Source organism: Microbacterium testaceum StLB037 (assembly GCF_000202635.1).
Lineage (GTDB): Bacteria > Actinomycetota > Actinomycetes > Actinomycetales > Microbacteriaceae > Microbacterium > Microbacterium testaceum_F.
The window spans coordinates 2,170,702-2,186,307 of record NC_015125.1; the positions used below are offsets into that span (position 1 = coordinate 2,170,702).

A 15,606-nucleotide genomic window follows, 5' to 3' on the forward strand; every position below is an offset into this window, starting at 1 on the left:
TCCCGATGACCGCTACTGCCACGCCGCCTCGGACCCGCCCGTCGGTGTCCCCGTCGTCCCGCCGAGAGGATCACGCCCCCGTTCGTCGCCCCCGCCGGATCAACGTCGGTCGACTCGTCGCGTGGGCCGCGCTGATCGTGCTGCTCTTCGTCACGCTCTTCCCCTTCTATTGGATGCTGCGCACCGCCCTGTCGACCAACACCGCCCTTTACACGAACGCGGGAAGCCTGCTGCCGGTCGAGTTCAGCTGGGGAGGGTTCGCCCGCGTGCTCGGTCTGTCATCGCCCGAGCAGGCTGCTGCCGAGGGCGGGACGACGGGGTCGATCAATTTCTGGCTGTACCTGCGGAACACCGTCATCGTCGCAACCGTCATCACCGTCGGGCAGGTGCTGTTCTCGTCGATGGCGGCCTACGCCTTCGCCCGTCTGGAGTGGAAGGGGCGCGATGCTGTCTTCTTCCTCTTCCTGACCGCGCTGATGATCCCGCCGATCTTCGTGCAGCTGCCGAACTTCATCCTCATCCGCGACCTCGGGCTGCTGAACACCCTGGCCGGCATCATCCTGCCGTTCTTCTTCATGACCCCGTTCGCCATCTTCTTCATGCGGCAGTTCTTCCTCGGCATCAGCCGTGAGGTCGAGGAGTCCGCCAAGATCGACGGCGCCGGACACCTGCGCATCTTCTTCCGCATCGTGCTGCCGATGTCGTCGACGCCCGTGTTCACGCTCGCGCTGCTGACGTACATCACCGCGTGGGGCGAGTACTTCTGGCCCCTGCTCGTCGGTCGCGCCGACGACTCCCGGGTGCTCACCGTCGCCCTCGGCATCTTCCGGTCGCAGACACCGCAGACCGGACCGGACTGGGCCGGGTTGATGGCGGGAACCCTCATCGCGGCGCTCCCGATCTTCGTCCTGTTCATCCTTTTCGGCCGGAAGCTCGTCGACAACCTCGGCTACTCCGGCATCAAGTAGGCCCCCCGGCCCCGAACTCCCGCCCGGCGCCCCGAACCGCCGGGCGGGAACCGCAACGCACCTCCCATCACGAAAGGCACTCCCATGCGCACCACCTCACGCGCGCGCCGCACCGTCGCGGTCGCCGCCCTCGCCGCAGCGGTTCCCGTCCTCCTCGCCGGCTGCTCGTCCGCGGGCACGGGCGACGGCTCGAACAGCCAGTCGATCACTTATTGGCTCTGGGACAGCAATCAGCAGCCGGCCTACCAGCAGTGCGCCGACGACTTCCAGAAGTCCTCCGGCATCTCGGTCAAGATCGAGCAGTACGGATGGGCCGACTACTGGCAGGGCCTCACCACCGGGTTCGCCTCCGGCACCGCCCCGGACGTCTTCGCCGACCACCTCTCCTATTACCCGGAGTTCGTCTCGCAGGGCCAGCTTCTCGACATCTCCGACCGCGTCGAGAAGGACGGCCTCGACCTGGGGATCTACCAGGACGGCCTCGCCGAGCTGTGGACCACGCAGGAGGGCGGCCGCTACGGCCTGCCGAAGGACTTCGACACGGTCGCCACGTTCTACAACGAGAAGATGGTGTCCGACGCCGGGTACACCGCGGACCAGCTCGCCGACCTCGCCTGGAACACGAAGGACGGCGGGTCCTTCGAGAAGCTCGTCGCACACCTCACGGTGGACCAGAACGGCGTCCGCGGCGACGAGGCGGGCTTCGACAAGTCGAAGGTCGCGGTCTACGGCCTGGCCCTCAGTGGCAACGGGCTGAACGCCAGCGGGCAGCAGACGTGGTCGCCCTACGCCCTGGGCAACGACTGGTACTACGGCGACAAGACGCCGTGGACGAGCTCCTGGAACTTCGGCGACAAGGCCTTCTCCGACACGCTCTCCTGGTACAAGGGCCTCATCGACAAGGGCTACATGCCGAGCGTCGACATCGCGCTGTCGGAGCAGGACCCGCTGAACGGATACCTCGCCGGTCGCTACGCCCTCGTCACCGACGGCAGCTGGATGAACGGGTCCTACCTCGGCCAGAGCGGCGTCCCCACCAAGGTCGCCCCGACTCCCGTCGGTCCGAGCGGAGAGCGTGCGAGCCTGTTCAACGGCCTCTCCGACGGCATCTGGGCCGGCAGCAAGAACCAGGATGCTGCCTGGGAATGGGTGAAGTACCTCGGCTCGGCCGCCTGCCAGGACGTCATCGGTGAAGCCGCCGTCGTCTTCCCCGCGGTCAAGACCTCGACCGAGAAGGCCGAGGCCGCCTTCACCGCCAAGGGCTGGGACGTCACCGGGTTCACCGAGCAGGTGACCGACGGTACGACCAAGCTCCTTCCGATCGCCGACCACTGGTCGGACGTCAACGACACGATGAAGGCCGCGATCGAGTCGTACCTGAAGGGCGCCTCCGACGCGAGCGCACTGAAGGCCGCCAACGACCAGATCAACGCCCTCTTCAAGTAACCACTCCGGGGCGCCCCGCACTCGGCATCCGCGGGGCGCCCCGCCACCCGCTCGCCCGCTGTACCTCACCCCACCACGTACGAAGGAGTACTCGTGACCAGTTCCCGCGCGCGCACGCGCGTCACCCGCACGACGGCCTGCACCGCATTGTCCGCGCTGCTGCTGTCGGGTCTCGGCCTCGGTGTCGCCGCCCCGGCCCACGCCGCGACCGTCGACGTCATCGGCGTCGATTTCAGTAAGACCGACGGCGCTGTCCAGGGCGGCGCCTCCGGCATGCTCTACGGCCTGTCCGACGACGGCGTCCCCACGGATGCCATCATCGCCGGTGCCCGCCCCACCAACCTCACGCAGAAGGCCCCCCACGGTGCCCAGCACCCCAACGGCGACCCGCTGGAGGTCGAGGGCGCGTTCTTCGAGAACGGGGGCAAGTACATCATGACGAACATCCAGGATTACTACCCCGACTGGGCGTACAACGGTGGCAAGCGTCCCTCCGACTTCAACACATACCTCGACATCGTCCGCAAGGTCGTCAAGAGCATCGTCGACGAGTCGGACCACCCGGAGAAGTACGTCTTCACTCCGTTCAACGAACCCGACGGCGGCAACTGGTACGCCGACTGGGGCTCGATGAAGGACACCTACCTGCAGGACTGGAAGGCCGTCTACCAGGTCATCAAAGAGGTCTACCCGGATGCCAAGATCGCCGGCAACGGGGACACCCGGTGGCAGCAGACGCGTACCCGGGACTTCATGACGTATGCCAAGGCGAACAACGTCCTGCCGGACATCTTCACGTGGCACGAGCTCGGTCGCGGGAGCCTCCAGGACTTCCGCTCGCACCTGGCGGAGTACCGCAAGATCGAGAGCGACCTGGGCATCAGTCAGCGGCCGGTCAACATCACCGAGTACGCCATGCGGCGCGACATGTCGGTGCCCGGCAACCTCGTGCAGTGGCTGGCGATGTTCGAGGACGAGAAGGTCGACGCCGAGACCGCCTACTGGACCTACGCGGGCAATCTCAACGACAACATGGCCAAGAACAACAGTGCCAACGGCGCCTGGTGGCTCCTGAAGTGGTACGGCGATCTCACCGGGCAGACCGTCGCCGTCACGCCGCCGTCGCTGAACGCCCCCGACACCCTGCAGGGCCTCGGAGCGATCGACACGACGAAGAAGCAGGCGACCGTGCTCTTCGGCGGAACCAACAACGCGACCCGCCTCGACCTGTCGGGTCTGGACCCGGCCGTGTTCGGCAACACCGTCGACGTGCAGGTACGCGAGGCGGAGTGGTCGGGCCAGGAGGGTGAAGCCCAGGCTCCGCCCGTCGTGGTCACCAAGCGCGTCGCCGTCGGCGGCACGATCCAGATCGACGTCCCCAGCAGCAATCGCCTCGACGCCTATCAGGCGATCATCACCCCGGCCCTGCCGACGCAGCCGGTCGCGGACGCGACCTGGTCGACGAGCATCGAGGCCGAGAACACCGTCCTGCGCGACGTCACGGCCTACAACCAGGACCCGGCCGCGGACTGGACGTTCTCGGCATCCGGTGGGCGCGATGTGGGCTCGACCAACAAGACGACCTCGTCGCTGACCTGGACCGTCGACGTTCCCACGACCGGCACGTACCGCTTCGGCGCGATCGCCGGCGTCAACGGGACCAAGGTCGGCCCCGGCAAGCACGCCCTGTTCGTCGACGGTCAGAACGCCGCGACGATCGAGTACGAGGCGGGCTTCGACTGGAGTTACCGCGGACGCGGGGAGACCACCGTGCAGCTCACGCAGGGTCGGCACGAGCTGTCCGTGCGCATGAGCGCCGACGGGTCGACGCTCCTCCCGGGATCGGACATCTCCCTCGACCGGTTCGACCTCACCCGCATCGACGGGCCGGAGACGACCACGTACCCCGCGATCCTCTCGCGCACCAGCGGAACCCTCGACTACGCGAAGGGAGCCGTGACTCTGTCGGGCGACAACACGGCGACGTTCTTCCCCTCCGCGCGCGAGACCGGGTACTACGACGTGGCGATCCGCTACACCACCACCGGCGCCGCGGGTCTCGGCGTCACGCTGAACACGCGCAGCATCAGCGGGCTGGGAGCCGACAAGGCCGGCACGTGGACCTCGACGGCCCGCGTGCACCTCGCCGAGGGCATCTCGGATCTGCGGATCAGCTCCGCGCAGGGTGCCGCTGTGCAGTCGGTCACCGTCACGCGAGCCACGGACGGCGATGCGGCGACGGTGCGCGTCGAGGGCGAGGACAGCGCGAAGATCTCGCTGCACGGCACCGCCCGTCTGGAGACGCCCGGGCAGCCCACGAACGTCTCGGGCAAGCAGCTCGGGTGGCTCGGGGGCGGAGCGGACAACTACGCCACGCTCACCCGTCCGACGGGTCTCGGAGCGGGAGCGTACGACCTGACGGTGCGGTACTCCAACGCGGAGAAGAACACCGGTCACGCCTACAACACCGACGTGATCACGCGGTTCCTCGACGTGACGGAGGACGGGGGAACCACCACGCGCGGTGCCTTCCGCAACAACTACACCTGGAAGGGGTTCTGGACCCACACCGTCCCGTTGGATCTGACGACGGCGAACGGTTCGCTCCGTTTGGGCAACAGCACGGGAAATGCGCCCAACATCGACTGGCTCGCGCTGTCGCCGCTGGTCTCGAAGACCACCAACACGGCCGATGTGCTTCTCAAGGCGGACGCCGCGGCATCCACTCGGAAGCTCGCCGGCAAGGTCTACGTCACGGTCGACGTCACCAACACGTCGTCCGTCGCCGTCGACGTGCTGATCGAGACCAGCTACGGGAAGAAGACCTTCTCGGCCGTGCAACCCGGCAAGAAGGTCAGCGTCTCGCTCAACACCACCAAGTCCTCGATCCCCGCGGGGCGAGCGACCATCACGCTGAGCGGCACCGTCAACGGCGTCGCCGCGACGCAACAGCTCACGGCTGCGTACAACGCGCAGAACTGACACCTCGGTGGGGGCGGGCGACCGCCCCCACCGACCCCACCCGAAGGGAAGAATCATGCGAACCCACCTCGTGCTGGGCGCGACCGCGCTGACGGCGGCACTCCTGATCAGCGGCGGATCGGCCGTCGCGGTCGCCGCGCAGCCCGGCACCGACACCGACATCGGCGTCGATGTCGACATCTCGTCTCTCACGTCCCCGGGAGCGCTCACGATGACCGTCGCTCCCGGTCGCGCGACGCTGACCGAGAACGGCTCCACGGACACCGTGCGGCGATTCACCGGATCGCTTCCGCAGGTCACCGTCACCGACACCCGCACCCCCGATCAACTGGCCTCCGGAGGATCGTGGTACGTCCTCGGCAGTTCGAGCGCCTTCACCGCCGAGGGGGGCGCCACCATCAGCGCGGACCACATCGGATGGAGTCCGCGGCTCGTCTCGGGCGACGAAGGTGCGGTGTCCGTCGGCGGAGACGTCGGCACCGCCCTGGATCCGAACACCGGCACCGACGCCGCGACGAACCGCGGACTGGTCGACAAGGAACTGCTCTCGCTCGGAGACCCGCAGTCCGTTCCCGACGGAGGGGTGAGTTCGACGGCGACGGCGGATCTCACCCTGAAGGTGGAGCCCACGGTCAAGGCGGGCACATACTCCGCGGTCATCACCCTGTCCCTCTTCCAGTGATCACCCGATGCGGCGTGCGAGGTGCCCGCCTCGCGCGCCGCATCGCGAAGGGATCCCATGCGCGCGTTCCTCGGGCGGATTCTTCTGGCAGCGGCGGTAGCGGTCTGCGCGCTGCTGGCGCCCCCACCTCCCGCTCACGCCGCCGACTCCGTCAGTTGGTCGGTCGAGCCCGTCACCGCAGCCGGTGATGCGACGGGGCATCCGTGGGTGGAGTTGACACTGGACCCCGGAGCACGTCGGGAGCAGTATTTGCGCGTCACCAACCGCGGTGCTGAGGCGGTCGTGTTCTCCCTGTCGGCCGCGGACGGCTACTTCACCGATACGGGACGGTTCACGATGCTGCCGGCGGGACAGCGCTCAGCAGATGCGGGCACGTGGATCACCCTTCCGGCATCCGTCTCCGTCGACCCGGGTGCCAGCGTCGTCGTCCCCTTCACGGTGGACGTACCGGCGAACGCCACCCCCGGAGACCACCTCGCCGGTGTCGCCGCGGGCATCTTCTCGGAACAGGACACGGTGGGCGTCGAGTCTCGGATCGGGTTCAGAGTCCTGACGCGCGTGACCGGAGACGTGGTCCCCGCCGTGAGCACCACGGCGACCGCCGACTACCACCCGCCCTGGAACCCCTTCCTTCCCGGCCGGCTCGAGGTTCACCTCGCCACCCGGAACACGGGCAATACGCGCCTTTCCGCCGAGAACGAGGTCGCGGTGACCGGACCGCTCGGGCTCGCGGCCCGCACGAGCCGTTCCGATCCCCTCCCCGAGTTGGCGCCGGGCGACGAAAGGCAGGCGACGGTCACCGTCGACGACGTGTGGCCGCTCTTCGCGATGACCGCCGTCGTCGCCACGACGGCCGCCGACGCCGGAGGGAACAGCGAGGGGGTGACCGCGGCGACTCGCGTGACTGTGCCGGCGATGCCCTGGAGTCAGCTCCTCGTCGGGGGCTGCGCCGTGGCGCTCGTCGTGCTCGCTGTGTGGGATCGGCGTCGGCGACGTCGACGCTGGGCGAGCTTGGTGGAGAAGGCCCGCGAGCAAGGGCGTCGGGATGCCGTATCGGGTGTGTGGAGCGTCGCCGTCGCCGTACTGCTCGCGGCGGGCGTCATGGGGATATCGCCTCCGCCGGTGCATGCGTCGGAACCCGTCGGCGTCACCGTCGATATCTCGCCGCAGCCCGAGCCGATGCCGCCGTCGATGAGTCCCGGCGGGGGAGCTGCGCTCGCGCAGACGGGCACTTCTCTTCCCGCGTCGCTTGCGGTCGGGGGGACCGTGATCGTCGCCGCGGGGACGATGTTCTGGACGATCTCTCGACGACGAGACGCCCGGCGCGCCTCGTCATCACGCGCAGAGTCGGCATCCTGATCCGTGGCGACGGAGCCTCGAGGGTCGCCCGGCGGTGAACCACCCGGGACCCGCCCGTGAACTTAGTCGATGCGCCCCGCCGCCCACTCCCGCACCAGCGTGACGAGTGCGCCCACCTGCTTCTCGTCGAGGAAGGTCGGCACGTCGTGCGGTCTGCCGGGGCCGACGGCGAGCTGGTGCGCCTTGTCGGGGGAGACGCGCACCGCGGACGGGTCGATGTCGGCGCGAGGCGTGGAGATCGCGTCCTCTCCGAGGTCGCGGGAGCGAAGGTTCCGGTCGGTGAGCACGAGCCCGTAGGGGCCGAAGAGCGTGGCGTCGCTGAAGGACGCGAGCACCCGCTCGCCCGGGTCGAGGGAGACCTTCCTGAACAGCTTGGCGAAGTGCTTGGCGTGCTTCGCGTCGTCCTCGTACTTCACGATGCCGGCGAGGTCCAGCTCGGCGACCCGCTCGCGGAGGTTCGTGGTCGGAGCCGGCTCGACCGGAAGCGTCTCGCCTCGGCTCTCGAGGATGTGGACGGTCGACGCGATCGCCTCCGCGAGGAGCTGTTCGATCGCGTCGGGGCGCGCGTCGCCGAGGAGCGCCGCGGTGCCGTCCCAGTCGTACTCCTCGGTCGCGGTCGAGGCGAGCGACGCCGTGCGGGCCTCGTACAGCGGGTATTGCCGCTCCGTGCCCTTCGTGAAGACGAGGTCGACGGTGTCCTTCGCGACGAGCCGATGGCTGGTGAGGAGGAAGCCCTGTGCCTCCCGTTTGCGCGTGAGGCGATCCTGTACGTGGTAGCCCACCCACAGCACCGGCAGCTCATCGGGAGCCGCGGGGTTCGGCAGCATCAGCTGCTCCACCGCCATCCACAGGACCTCGTCGGCGTCCTCCCACTCGGGGTGAGGTCGGCCCGGAACGAAGACGAGGGGACTCACGTCTTCGGCGTGGTCGGCGAGGCCCGCGGCCATCGTGACGAGCTCGGCGAAGAGCTCCCTGCGCTCCGGGGAGTGCCCGTTCAGGTAGGCGTCGAGGCTCATGGTGAGGAAGCGTAGCGGAGCGCCTCGCACGCGCGACCGGGGGAGCGTCTCAGCGGATGGTCGCCCGCGCGTCCTTCGTCAGCAGGTAGAGGGTCTGGCTCCGGTCAGGGAACCGGGTGAAGCCGAACTTCTCGTAGAACGGGACGACGTCCTCGTTCAAAGCGTGGACCAGGATCGCGCGGACGCCGATGGTCTCGGCGGCATCGAGTGCTCGCAGCGTCGCGTGCTGCAGGAGAGAGAACCCGAGCCCCATGCCGTGAAAATCTCGATGGACGGCGAGCCGACCGAGGAGCACCACGGGGATGATCGAGGGCATCTTGTCGGCCAACATCGGCGGGCCGTCGCCGCGTTCCAGCGAGCTCGATGACAAACAGTAATAGCCCGCCACGCGGTGCTCGTCGCGGGTGACGGAAACACTGGTGCGGGAGGCGCCCGCCTTCTCGTTGCTGCGGGCACGTCCTCGGAGCCAGCTGTCGAGCGACTCCTCTCCCGAGTGGAACGCGGACAGCTTGTCTCCCGCGGCGATGGGTCGTGGGGTCAGGAACTCAGTCACCGTCGGTGAAAACCGATGTGCGCGTCAGAAGGTCACGGAGCCCGTCGAGGGAGCGCGCGGGGCGATCCATCGCCGACTGGAAGGCATCGAAGGCGTGCGCATCGACTCGGAGTCGGCGATCCTGCTGGATGACTTCCTCCGCGCGTGCCGTGAGGGTGGCGGCGGAGAAGTCGGTGACGGTGCGACCCGTGATCGCTGCGGCGGCTTCGATGGCATCCTTCTGGGCGGCTGTCACGCGGAGTTCGATGCGGGCGTCTTTCAAGGGTCTGTTCACTCCGTCATTGTACGGCAGATCCCCGTACACGTGCAGGGTGCTGTCTCGCGCCGCCCTTCGTCGTCTCTGCTCGCGGAGCGAAGAGCCTCACACGCGCGACAGCCGCACCGCCACGAACTGCCGCCCCGGCAGCTCTACGCGAGCGGTCCCGGAATGGATGCCGTCGGCCCGGTCGATCGTCATGTTCCACGTGTCGATCACGTCGATGGCCCAGTCGCCCTCGCCGAGCATGACGTTGCGGAATCGGGGGCGGTTGAAGCCGAAGTAGGCGACGCGGACCGTGCCGTCGCTCGACTGCGCCCACGGCACGTCCCAGTCGGAGGGAGCGGGGTCGAGCACGCCGCCGGGGACCTCGGCGAGCACGCTCTCGAGGAAGCCGATACGTGCGGGGGAGGTGCCGTGGAGCACGCCGCCCTTCGCCCACCAGAGGACCTCGCGGTCGGAGCCGGCGGCATCCGGGACCTCCACCTCGCCCACCGGGGCCGGGAGGTAGGTCTCGCCGTGGCCGACGTAGCCGCCGCGGACGGCGCCCTCCCAGAAGCGGCGCGTCATCTCTTCGCCGGTGATGTTGCCCCAGCCCTGGTCGATGTCGCCCTCGTACGCGCACTCGTCGATCACGACGGGCTTGCCCCAGCGCTCGCGCCACTCGTCGGTGTTCTCGGCGGTGCGGTACACGTCGACGCGCTGGATGCTGACGTGCGTGATCCACGGGCGCGAGTAGTCGTAGAACGGACGGCAGTTGTGGATCGAGTTGAGGTGGTCGGCGTGATCCTCGTCGCCGACGATCGCCGCGAGGCGTTCCCAGTCGTCCTCGTCCTTCGCCCAGACGAGGTCGTACTCGTTCGCCATCGACCACCACACGTTCGAGAACGCGGCGAGGCGGCGCACGACGTACCGGATGTACCGGTCGTCGACCGCGGGTCCGAGGTCGGCGAAGCCCCAGCGGTCGTAGGCGTGGAACAGGATGAGGTCGGCTTCGATGCCGTGCTCGCCGAGCTGCGCGATGCGCTTCTCGAGACGGCGGAAGTGCGCGGGATCGAAGCGCTCGAGGTCGAATCCGTCGGCGAGCGAACCGGGGAAGACGAAGTCGTCGGGCTCGTTCGCGTTGAAGAGGTACGACTTCGGGAACAGGCACATGCGGATCTTGCGGAACGGTCCGTCGGTGAGCGTCTCGAGCGTCTGCTCCTGCAGGGCGTCGGGCTGGTGGGTCCAGGCGTACGCCGTCGTGCCGAGCGGGCGGTGGCGCGTGCCGTCGGCGTGCGCGAAGTGGAAGCCGTCGACGCGCACCGGCCCGTGCGCGCCGTCGCGGGCCGCGCCCACCTGCGCCTCGCCGCGCAGGCCGTCGAGCGACCGCGCGGTCGCGGTGGTCGTGAACGCCCAGCGCCCCTCCTGGTCGGCGAGCACGCGGACGACCCACTCGCCGTTGCCGTCGTAGAAGCCGCCGACTCGGACGGTCGAGCCGTCGGGACGGGTGAAGTCCGCGTGCAGATCCACCTCGACGAAGGGATTGCCGTGCGCGGGGCCGTCGATGCGCACCTCGAGCACGCCCCACCGGCTCGTGTCGGCCACGGGGCGCACCGACGCCGAGGCGCGGTCGACGTCGTCGCCCTCGTAGGCGGGGTTCGGTGCGATCGCGGGGGCGTACGCGGGCCGCTCGGCCACCTCGCCGATCTCGGCGAGCTCGGCCCACAGCTGCGCGCGCGCCTCGGGCGATTCGAGCGACGGGACGAGGGCGATGAGCGACCCCAGCCGACCGCCGCGGAACTGCGCCGCCATCGGCGACGCCGCGAAGCCCGGCATGAGGCGCTCGAGCACCGCCCGGGCACCGGGGTGGTCGAGGGCTTCGCCGAAGGTGGAGCGGCGGTCGAACATGGGGTCTCCTCGGGGCTCAGGGGTGTCGGGGCCGGGTCGCGGGTGCGGGGCCTCGCGGGTGACGGACGGGGCGGATGCCGGGTCTCAGGCGGTCGCGTCGCGCACGGCGCGGTCGACCCGCGCGAGCACGTCCGGCGGGGTGAACATCAGGGCGGATGCCAAGGGGCGACCGGCGCCCCACACGGTGCCGGAGCGGACGCCCTCGACCCGCTCGGGAGCCGTCTCTTCGAGGGCATCGAGCAGCGCGGCGTACGCGCGCGGGTCGTCGATGACGTCGGCGAGCATCGCCTCGAGGCCGGGCAGGGGCGGCCGCACGGGGACGGCCGGGAGCGTGACGCGCCACTCGTGCGTACCCGACCCGACCTCGGCGGGGGCTTCGGAACCGTCGGCGAGGGTTCCCGGGAGGGCGACCTCGGCCGTGGTGTTCGGCGGCACGATCGCGCGGACGCGCACGACGTCGCTGCCGGGCTCCCGCTCCCACGACACCTCGGCCGGACCGTAGGCGGTGAGGTGGCGGGCCGAGGCGTGCTCGAAGGCGGCGAGCGGGCGCGGGGCGACCCGCAGACGGCGATAGCCGGGGGCGGCGGGAGCGAGCCCGGCGACGGTGCGGTGCAGCCAGTCCGCCACGGCGCCGAGGGCGTAGTGGTTGAACGAGGTCATCTCGCCGGGGTTCACCGATCCGTCGGGGAGCAGGCTGTCCCACCGCTCCCAGACCGTCGTCGCGCCCTGCGTGACGGGGTACAGCCACGAGGGGCACTGCGTCTGCAGCAGCAGGCGCTCGGCCGCGTCGTGGTGGCCGCCGTCGCTGAGGGCGTCCGCGATGATCGGCGTGCCGACGAACCCCGTCGAGATGCGGTAGCCGCTCTCGCGGACGAGCGCCGCGAGCCGGTCGGCGAGAGCGGCGCGAGTCGGGGCATCCTGCACGAGGTCGAACGCGAGGGCCAGCGCATACGCGGTGGGGGCGTCGCTCATCATGCGGCCGGCGGGGGTGACGTACTCGCTCACGAAGGCGCGGCGGCTGCGCTCGGCGAGAGCGTGGTAGGTCTCGGCATCCGCGGTGTTCTCCAGCAGCGCCGCCGCCTCGGCCACCTGGCGCAGCGAGCGGGCGAAGTACGCCGTCGCGACGATGTCGCCGTCGACCTTCGCCTTGCCGGGCTGGTCGGGCGGCGCGCTCGGGTCGAGCCAGTCGCCGAGCTGCATCCGCCCGGCCCAAAGGCCCGAGTCCCCGGCATCCGCTCGCACCGCCTCGACCCATGCGCGCATGCTGGGGTACTGCGCGGCGAGCACGCCGATATCGCCGAAACGCTCGTGCAGGACGGTCGGGGTGACCGCGGCGGCATCGCCCCACGCCGCGACGGGACCCCCGCCCGCGAACGAGGGAAGGGCCGCCGGGATCACGAGCGGGACGATGCCGCCCGCGCGCTCCTGCTCGAGAGCGAGGTCGCGCAGCCATGAGGTGAGGAAGCCGTCGCAGTCGTAGAGGAACGACGCCGTCGGGGCGAACACCTGCAGGTCGCCGGTCCACCCCAGACGCTCGTCGCGCTGCGGGCAGTCGGTGGGAAGGGCGAGGAAGTTCCCGCGCATCCCCCACACGACGTTCTCGTGCAGACGGTTCACGAGCGCGTGCGACGAGGTGAACCAGCCGGTGCGCTCCATGTCGCTGTGCAGCACCACGGCCTCGACCTGCGCGTCGGTCACGTCGATCCCGGTGATCTGCGCGTAGCGGAAGCCGTAGAACGAGAAGCGGCTCTCGAGCACGTCGTCGCCACCGGACAGGACGAAGGATGCCTCGGCCTTGGCGTTGCGCAAGGGGCGGAGCGCGAGCTCCCCCTCGTCGAGCACCTCGGCGTGGCGGATCGTGACGGTGGTGCCGGCCTCGCCGCGCACCCGCAGGCGGAGGCGGCCGACGAGGTTCTGGCCGAAGTCGAGCACCTCGCCGCCGGAGGGCGTCGCGAGACGCGCGACGACGGGGAGACTCTCGTGCCGGCGGACCGGCTCGGCGATGCGCGCCTCGGGGAGGGGGACGTTCTCGTGGCCGGGGCGGGCGACGACGCCCACCCGCGCGGGCGCCCAGCGGCGGTCGGTGCCGGAGGTCGTGGCATCCGGGGTCGACCAGGGCGCGCGGAGGCGGAGATCCTGGTGCTCGCCCGCGTAGATGCCGCTCGTGACGATCTCGGCGTCGCCCGTCGCGGTCCAGGCCGACCCCGTCGGCGCGACCGTCTCGACCGTGCCGTCGGCGAAGGTCACGCGCAGCTGCGCGAGGAAAGCGGGCTGGTCGCCGTAGATGCGGTCGGTGAAGGTGAAGAAGCCGTAGCGCTCGGTGTACCAGGCGCCGGCGAGGGTCGCCCCCACGACATTGTCGCCCTCGACGAGCAGGTCGGTGACGTCGACGGTCTCGTGCACGAGCCGGTCGCGCGTCGCGCTCCAGCCCGGGGCCAGGACGTCGTCCGAGACCGCGCGGCCGTTGATCTCGGGCTCCGCGCTGCCGAGGGCGGTCCACAGGAGGAGGGCGCGGCGGACGGGACGATCGAGGCGGAAGGCCGTCTGCACGAGCGCGGGCTGGGCCTCTCGTTCCGGGTCGGCGAGGCCGATCGGCTCGGCGACCCACTCGTCGGGGGCGAGGAAGCCGGCCTCGACGGCGAGGGGCGCGCTCCAGGCGGTGACGGCTCCGTCGACACCGGTCACCCGCACCCGCACCTCCCGGCGCTCGCCGGGTTCGAGCGGCGCGAACGGCCAGGCGACGAGCGCGGACTCCGCTCCCTCGAGGGGGACGCTGGTCGCCCCGTCGGTGATCTCGGCGGACGCCTGGCGCCAGGACGGGGTCGACGTCTCGACCCGCCAGGTGAGGCGGGGCGTGGGCGTGGCGACGAAGGGTGAATCGGTGCGCAGCTCGGCTTTCACCGCGGCGACACGGGTGTCGGTGGTCATGCGTCGTCTCCCTCGGCGACCCAGGCGGTCGCGTCGATCCTGCCTTCTCGGGCGTACACCCCGATCACGCGTCCGGTGAAGGACTCCGTGACCTCGGACGAGAGGAAACGTCCGTCGACCTCGGCCAGCGCGAGGCGCTGACCGTCGACCGTCGCGCCCAGATGCAGGGCGTGAATCGCGGGCGCGAAGCTCACCGCGGAGCTCCCGGGCCCGCAGTCGATGTGCAGCGTCAGCGTGGTCGCGGTCAGCGGTGTGCGCCACTCCTGCACGACGTCGCCGAGGACGGCGCGGGCGACGATCTCGCCCGCGCCCGCCTCGACCTCGACGTGGAAACGCTCGTCGTAGCGGACGGCCAGACCGCCGACGCCGGCGGACACATCGACCGTGACCGACGTGCGCTGGGCGAGGTGCACCTGACGTCGGCCCACGAAGACCGGGCGGGGGTCTCCGAGCGTCGAGCCGTCGGCATCCAGGCGCATCCAGCCCGGCCGCGAGGTCAGATCGGCGTGGTCGGTGGGCAGGGAACGCACCGCGATCCACTCGCCGTCCAGGGGCGTCTCGGGCGAGAAGGCGACCTCCACGCGCGTGCCGGGACGCGGATTGAGCGGGACGGGTTCGATCGTGGGCCAGCCGTCGGCCTGCCAGGCGACGCGCGTGACGAAGGTTTCGCGTCCGAGCGCCGAGAAGGCGCGGGTCATGCCGCGCGGCCGGACGCCGAGCAGCACGCACACCCACTCGCCGTCGGGGCCTGTGACGAGGTCACCGTGGCCGGTGTTCTGCACGGGCCGGGTGGTCGATCGCGCGGAAACGAGAGGGTTGCCCGGCGCCGCCTCGAACGGGCCCTCGGGGGAATCGGCACGGGCGAGCGAGACGCCGTGACCGCGCTCGGTGCCGCCCTCGGCGATGAGGAGGTACCAGCGCCCGTCGATCTCGTACAGGTGCGGGGCCTCGGGGAACATCCCGCCCACGCCCGACCACAGCGAGCGCGGCTCTTCGAGCGCGCGGTGCGTCTCGAGGTCGACGCGGGCCTGCTGGATGCCGGTGTGCGTGCCCGCGTCCGGACCGCCGAGGATGAGCCCCGAGTAGGTGATGTACGCCGTGCCCGCGGCATCCCAGGCGATGTCCGGGTCGATGCCGTCGAGCGAGCGCGAACCGTCGGGGACCGTGAGGAGGTCGCCGTCGCTCCACGGCCCGGCGGGATCCGTCGCGGTGAAGTGCAGCATGCCGCGCCCCATCGCGTCGGTCACCACGACGTGGAAGATCCCGTCGCGGTGACGCAGGGTCGGTGCCCACGCGCCGCCCGCCGTCGGGACGTCCTCGACGGCGAGCTGGCCGGGCCGGGTGGCGACGTGACCGATGAGCTCCCACTCGACGAAGTCGGTGGAGCGGTGGATCGGGATGCCGGGGAGGTACTCGAACGTGGAGGTCGCCAGGTACCACGTGTCGCCGACGCGGACCGCCGAGGGGTCGGGATGGAAGCCCGCGATGAGCGGGTTGGGGAGGGGGGCGGTGGTCGTCATGGTCCT

General features: G+C 70.4%; 11 protein-coding genes. 5 read left to right on the plus strand and 6 right to left on the minus strand.

Annotated features, from left to right (window positions below; translation table 11 throughout):
* The first annotated feature begins 5 nt into the window (after positions 1-5).
* From MTES_RS09890 to MTES_RS09910, 5 genes are all read left to right on the plus strand, one after another.
* Complete coding sequence (locus MTES_RS09890) at positions 6-968, plus strand: carbohydrate ABC transporter permease (protein WP_013585112.1); 963 nt, start codon at positions 6-8, stop codon at positions 966-968.
* 84 nt (positions 969-1,052) lie between these two features.
* On the plus strand, positions 1,053-2,414 hold the full coding sequence (locus tag MTES_RS09895) for an ABC transporter substrate-binding protein (protein WP_013585113.1): 1,362 nt from the start codon (positions 1,053-1,055) through the stop codon (positions 2,412-2,414).
* Between the two features lie 93 nt (positions 2,415-2,507).
* On the plus strand, positions 2,508-5,396 hold the full coding sequence (locus MTES_RS09900; RefSeq protein ID WP_013585114.1) for a hypothetical protein: 2,889 nt from the start codon (positions 2,508-2,510) through the stop codon (positions 5,394-5,396).
* Positions 5,397-5,451: 55 nt separating this feature from the next.
* Positions 5,452-6,078, plus strand: coding sequence for a hypothetical protein (locus MTES_RS09905; protein ID WP_013585115.1), 627 nt, complete (start codon positions 5,452-5,454; stop codon positions 6,076-6,078).
* A 57-nt stretch (positions 6,079-6,135) separates the two neighbouring features.
* Positions 6,136-7,437, plus strand: a complete 1,302-nt coding sequence (locus MTES_RS09910; protein ID WP_013585116.1) for a hypothetical protein — start codon at positions 6,136-6,138, stop codon at positions 7,435-7,437.
* 62 nt (positions 7,438-7,499) lie between these two features.
* Here the strand turns inward: MTES_RS09910 and MTES_RS09915 are convergent, their stop codons facing one another.
* From MTES_RS09915 to MTES_RS09940, 6 genes are all read right to left on the minus strand, one after another.
* On the minus strand, positions 7,500-8,453 hold the full coding sequence (locus MTES_RS09915) for a hypothetical protein (RefSeq protein ID WP_013585117.1): 954 nt from the start codon (positions 8,451-8,453) through the stop codon (positions 7,500-7,502).
* A 49-nt stretch (positions 8,454-8,502) separates the two neighbouring features.
* Positions 8,503-9,006 (minus strand): GNAT family N-acetyltransferase, encoded by a 504-nt coding sequence (locus MTES_RS09920; RefSeq protein ID WP_013585118.1) that lies wholly within the window; start codon positions 9,004-9,006, stop codon positions 8,503-8,505.
* Positions 8,999-9,280 carry a DUF1778 domain-containing protein gene (locus MTES_RS09925; RefSeq protein ID WP_043362610.1) on the minus strand — a complete coding sequence of 94 codons (282 nt, stop codon included), beginning with the start codon at positions 9,278-9,280 and terminating at the stop codon, positions 8,999-9,001. Before MTES_RS09925 ends, MTES_RS09920 begins: the two co-directional genes overlap by 8 nt.
* An 87-nt stretch (positions 9,281-9,367) precedes the next feature.
* Positions 9,368-11,152 (minus strand): DUF5605 domain-containing protein, encoded by a 1,785-nt coding sequence (locus MTES_RS09930; RefSeq protein WP_013585120.1) that lies wholly within the window; start codon positions 11,150-11,152, stop codon positions 9,368-9,370.
* A gap of 84 nt (positions 11,153-11,236) precedes the next feature.
* Complete coding sequence (locus MTES_RS09935; protein WP_013585121.1) at positions 11,237-14,080, minus strand: alpha-L-rhamnosidase; 2,844 nt, start codon at positions 14,078-14,080, stop codon at positions 11,237-11,239.
* A complete protein-coding gene (locus MTES_RS09940; protein ID WP_013585122.1) occupies positions 14,077-15,600 on the minus strand; it encodes a glycoside hydrolase family 43 protein in 1,524 nt (507 codons plus the stop codon). Before MTES_RS09940 ends, MTES_RS09935 begins: the two co-directional genes overlap by 4 nt.
* Positions 15,601-15,606: the final 6 nt, after the last annotated feature.

Bases quoted from the DNA above. Each gene is read 5' to 3' on its own strand.
- MTES_RS09915 (WP_013585117.1), bottom strand. From the start codon at position 8,453: ATGAGCCTCGACGCCTACCTGAACGGGCACTCCCCGGAGCGCAGGGAG.
- MTES_RS09935 (WP_013585121.1), bottom strand. From the start codon at position 14,080: ATGACCACCGACACCCGTGTCGCCGCGGTGAAAGCCGAGCTGCGCACC.
- MTES_RS09940 (WP_013585122.1), bottom strand. From the start codon at position 15,600: ATGACGACCACCGCCCCCCTCCCCAACCCGCTCATCGCGGGCTTCCAT.
- MTES_RS09890 (WP_013585112.1), top strand. From the start codon at position 6: ATGACCGCTACTGCCACGCCGCCTCGGACCCGCCCGTCGGTGTCCCCG.
- MTES_RS09930 (WP_013585120.1), bottom strand. From the start codon at position 11,152: ATGTTCGACCGCCGCTCCACCTTCGGCGAAGCCCTCGACCACCCCGGT.
- MTES_RS09905 (WP_013585115.1), top strand. From the start codon at position 5,452: ATGCGAACCCACCTCGTGCTGGGCGCGACCGCGCTGACGGCGGCACTC.
- MTES_RS09910 (WP_013585116.1), top strand. From the start codon at position 6,136: ATGCGCGCGTTCCTCGGGCGGATTCTTCTGGCAGCGGCGGTAGCGGTC.
- MTES_RS09895 (WP_013585113.1), top strand. From the start codon at position 1,053: ATGCGCACCACCTCACGCGCGCGCCGCACCGTCGCGGTCGCCGCCCTC.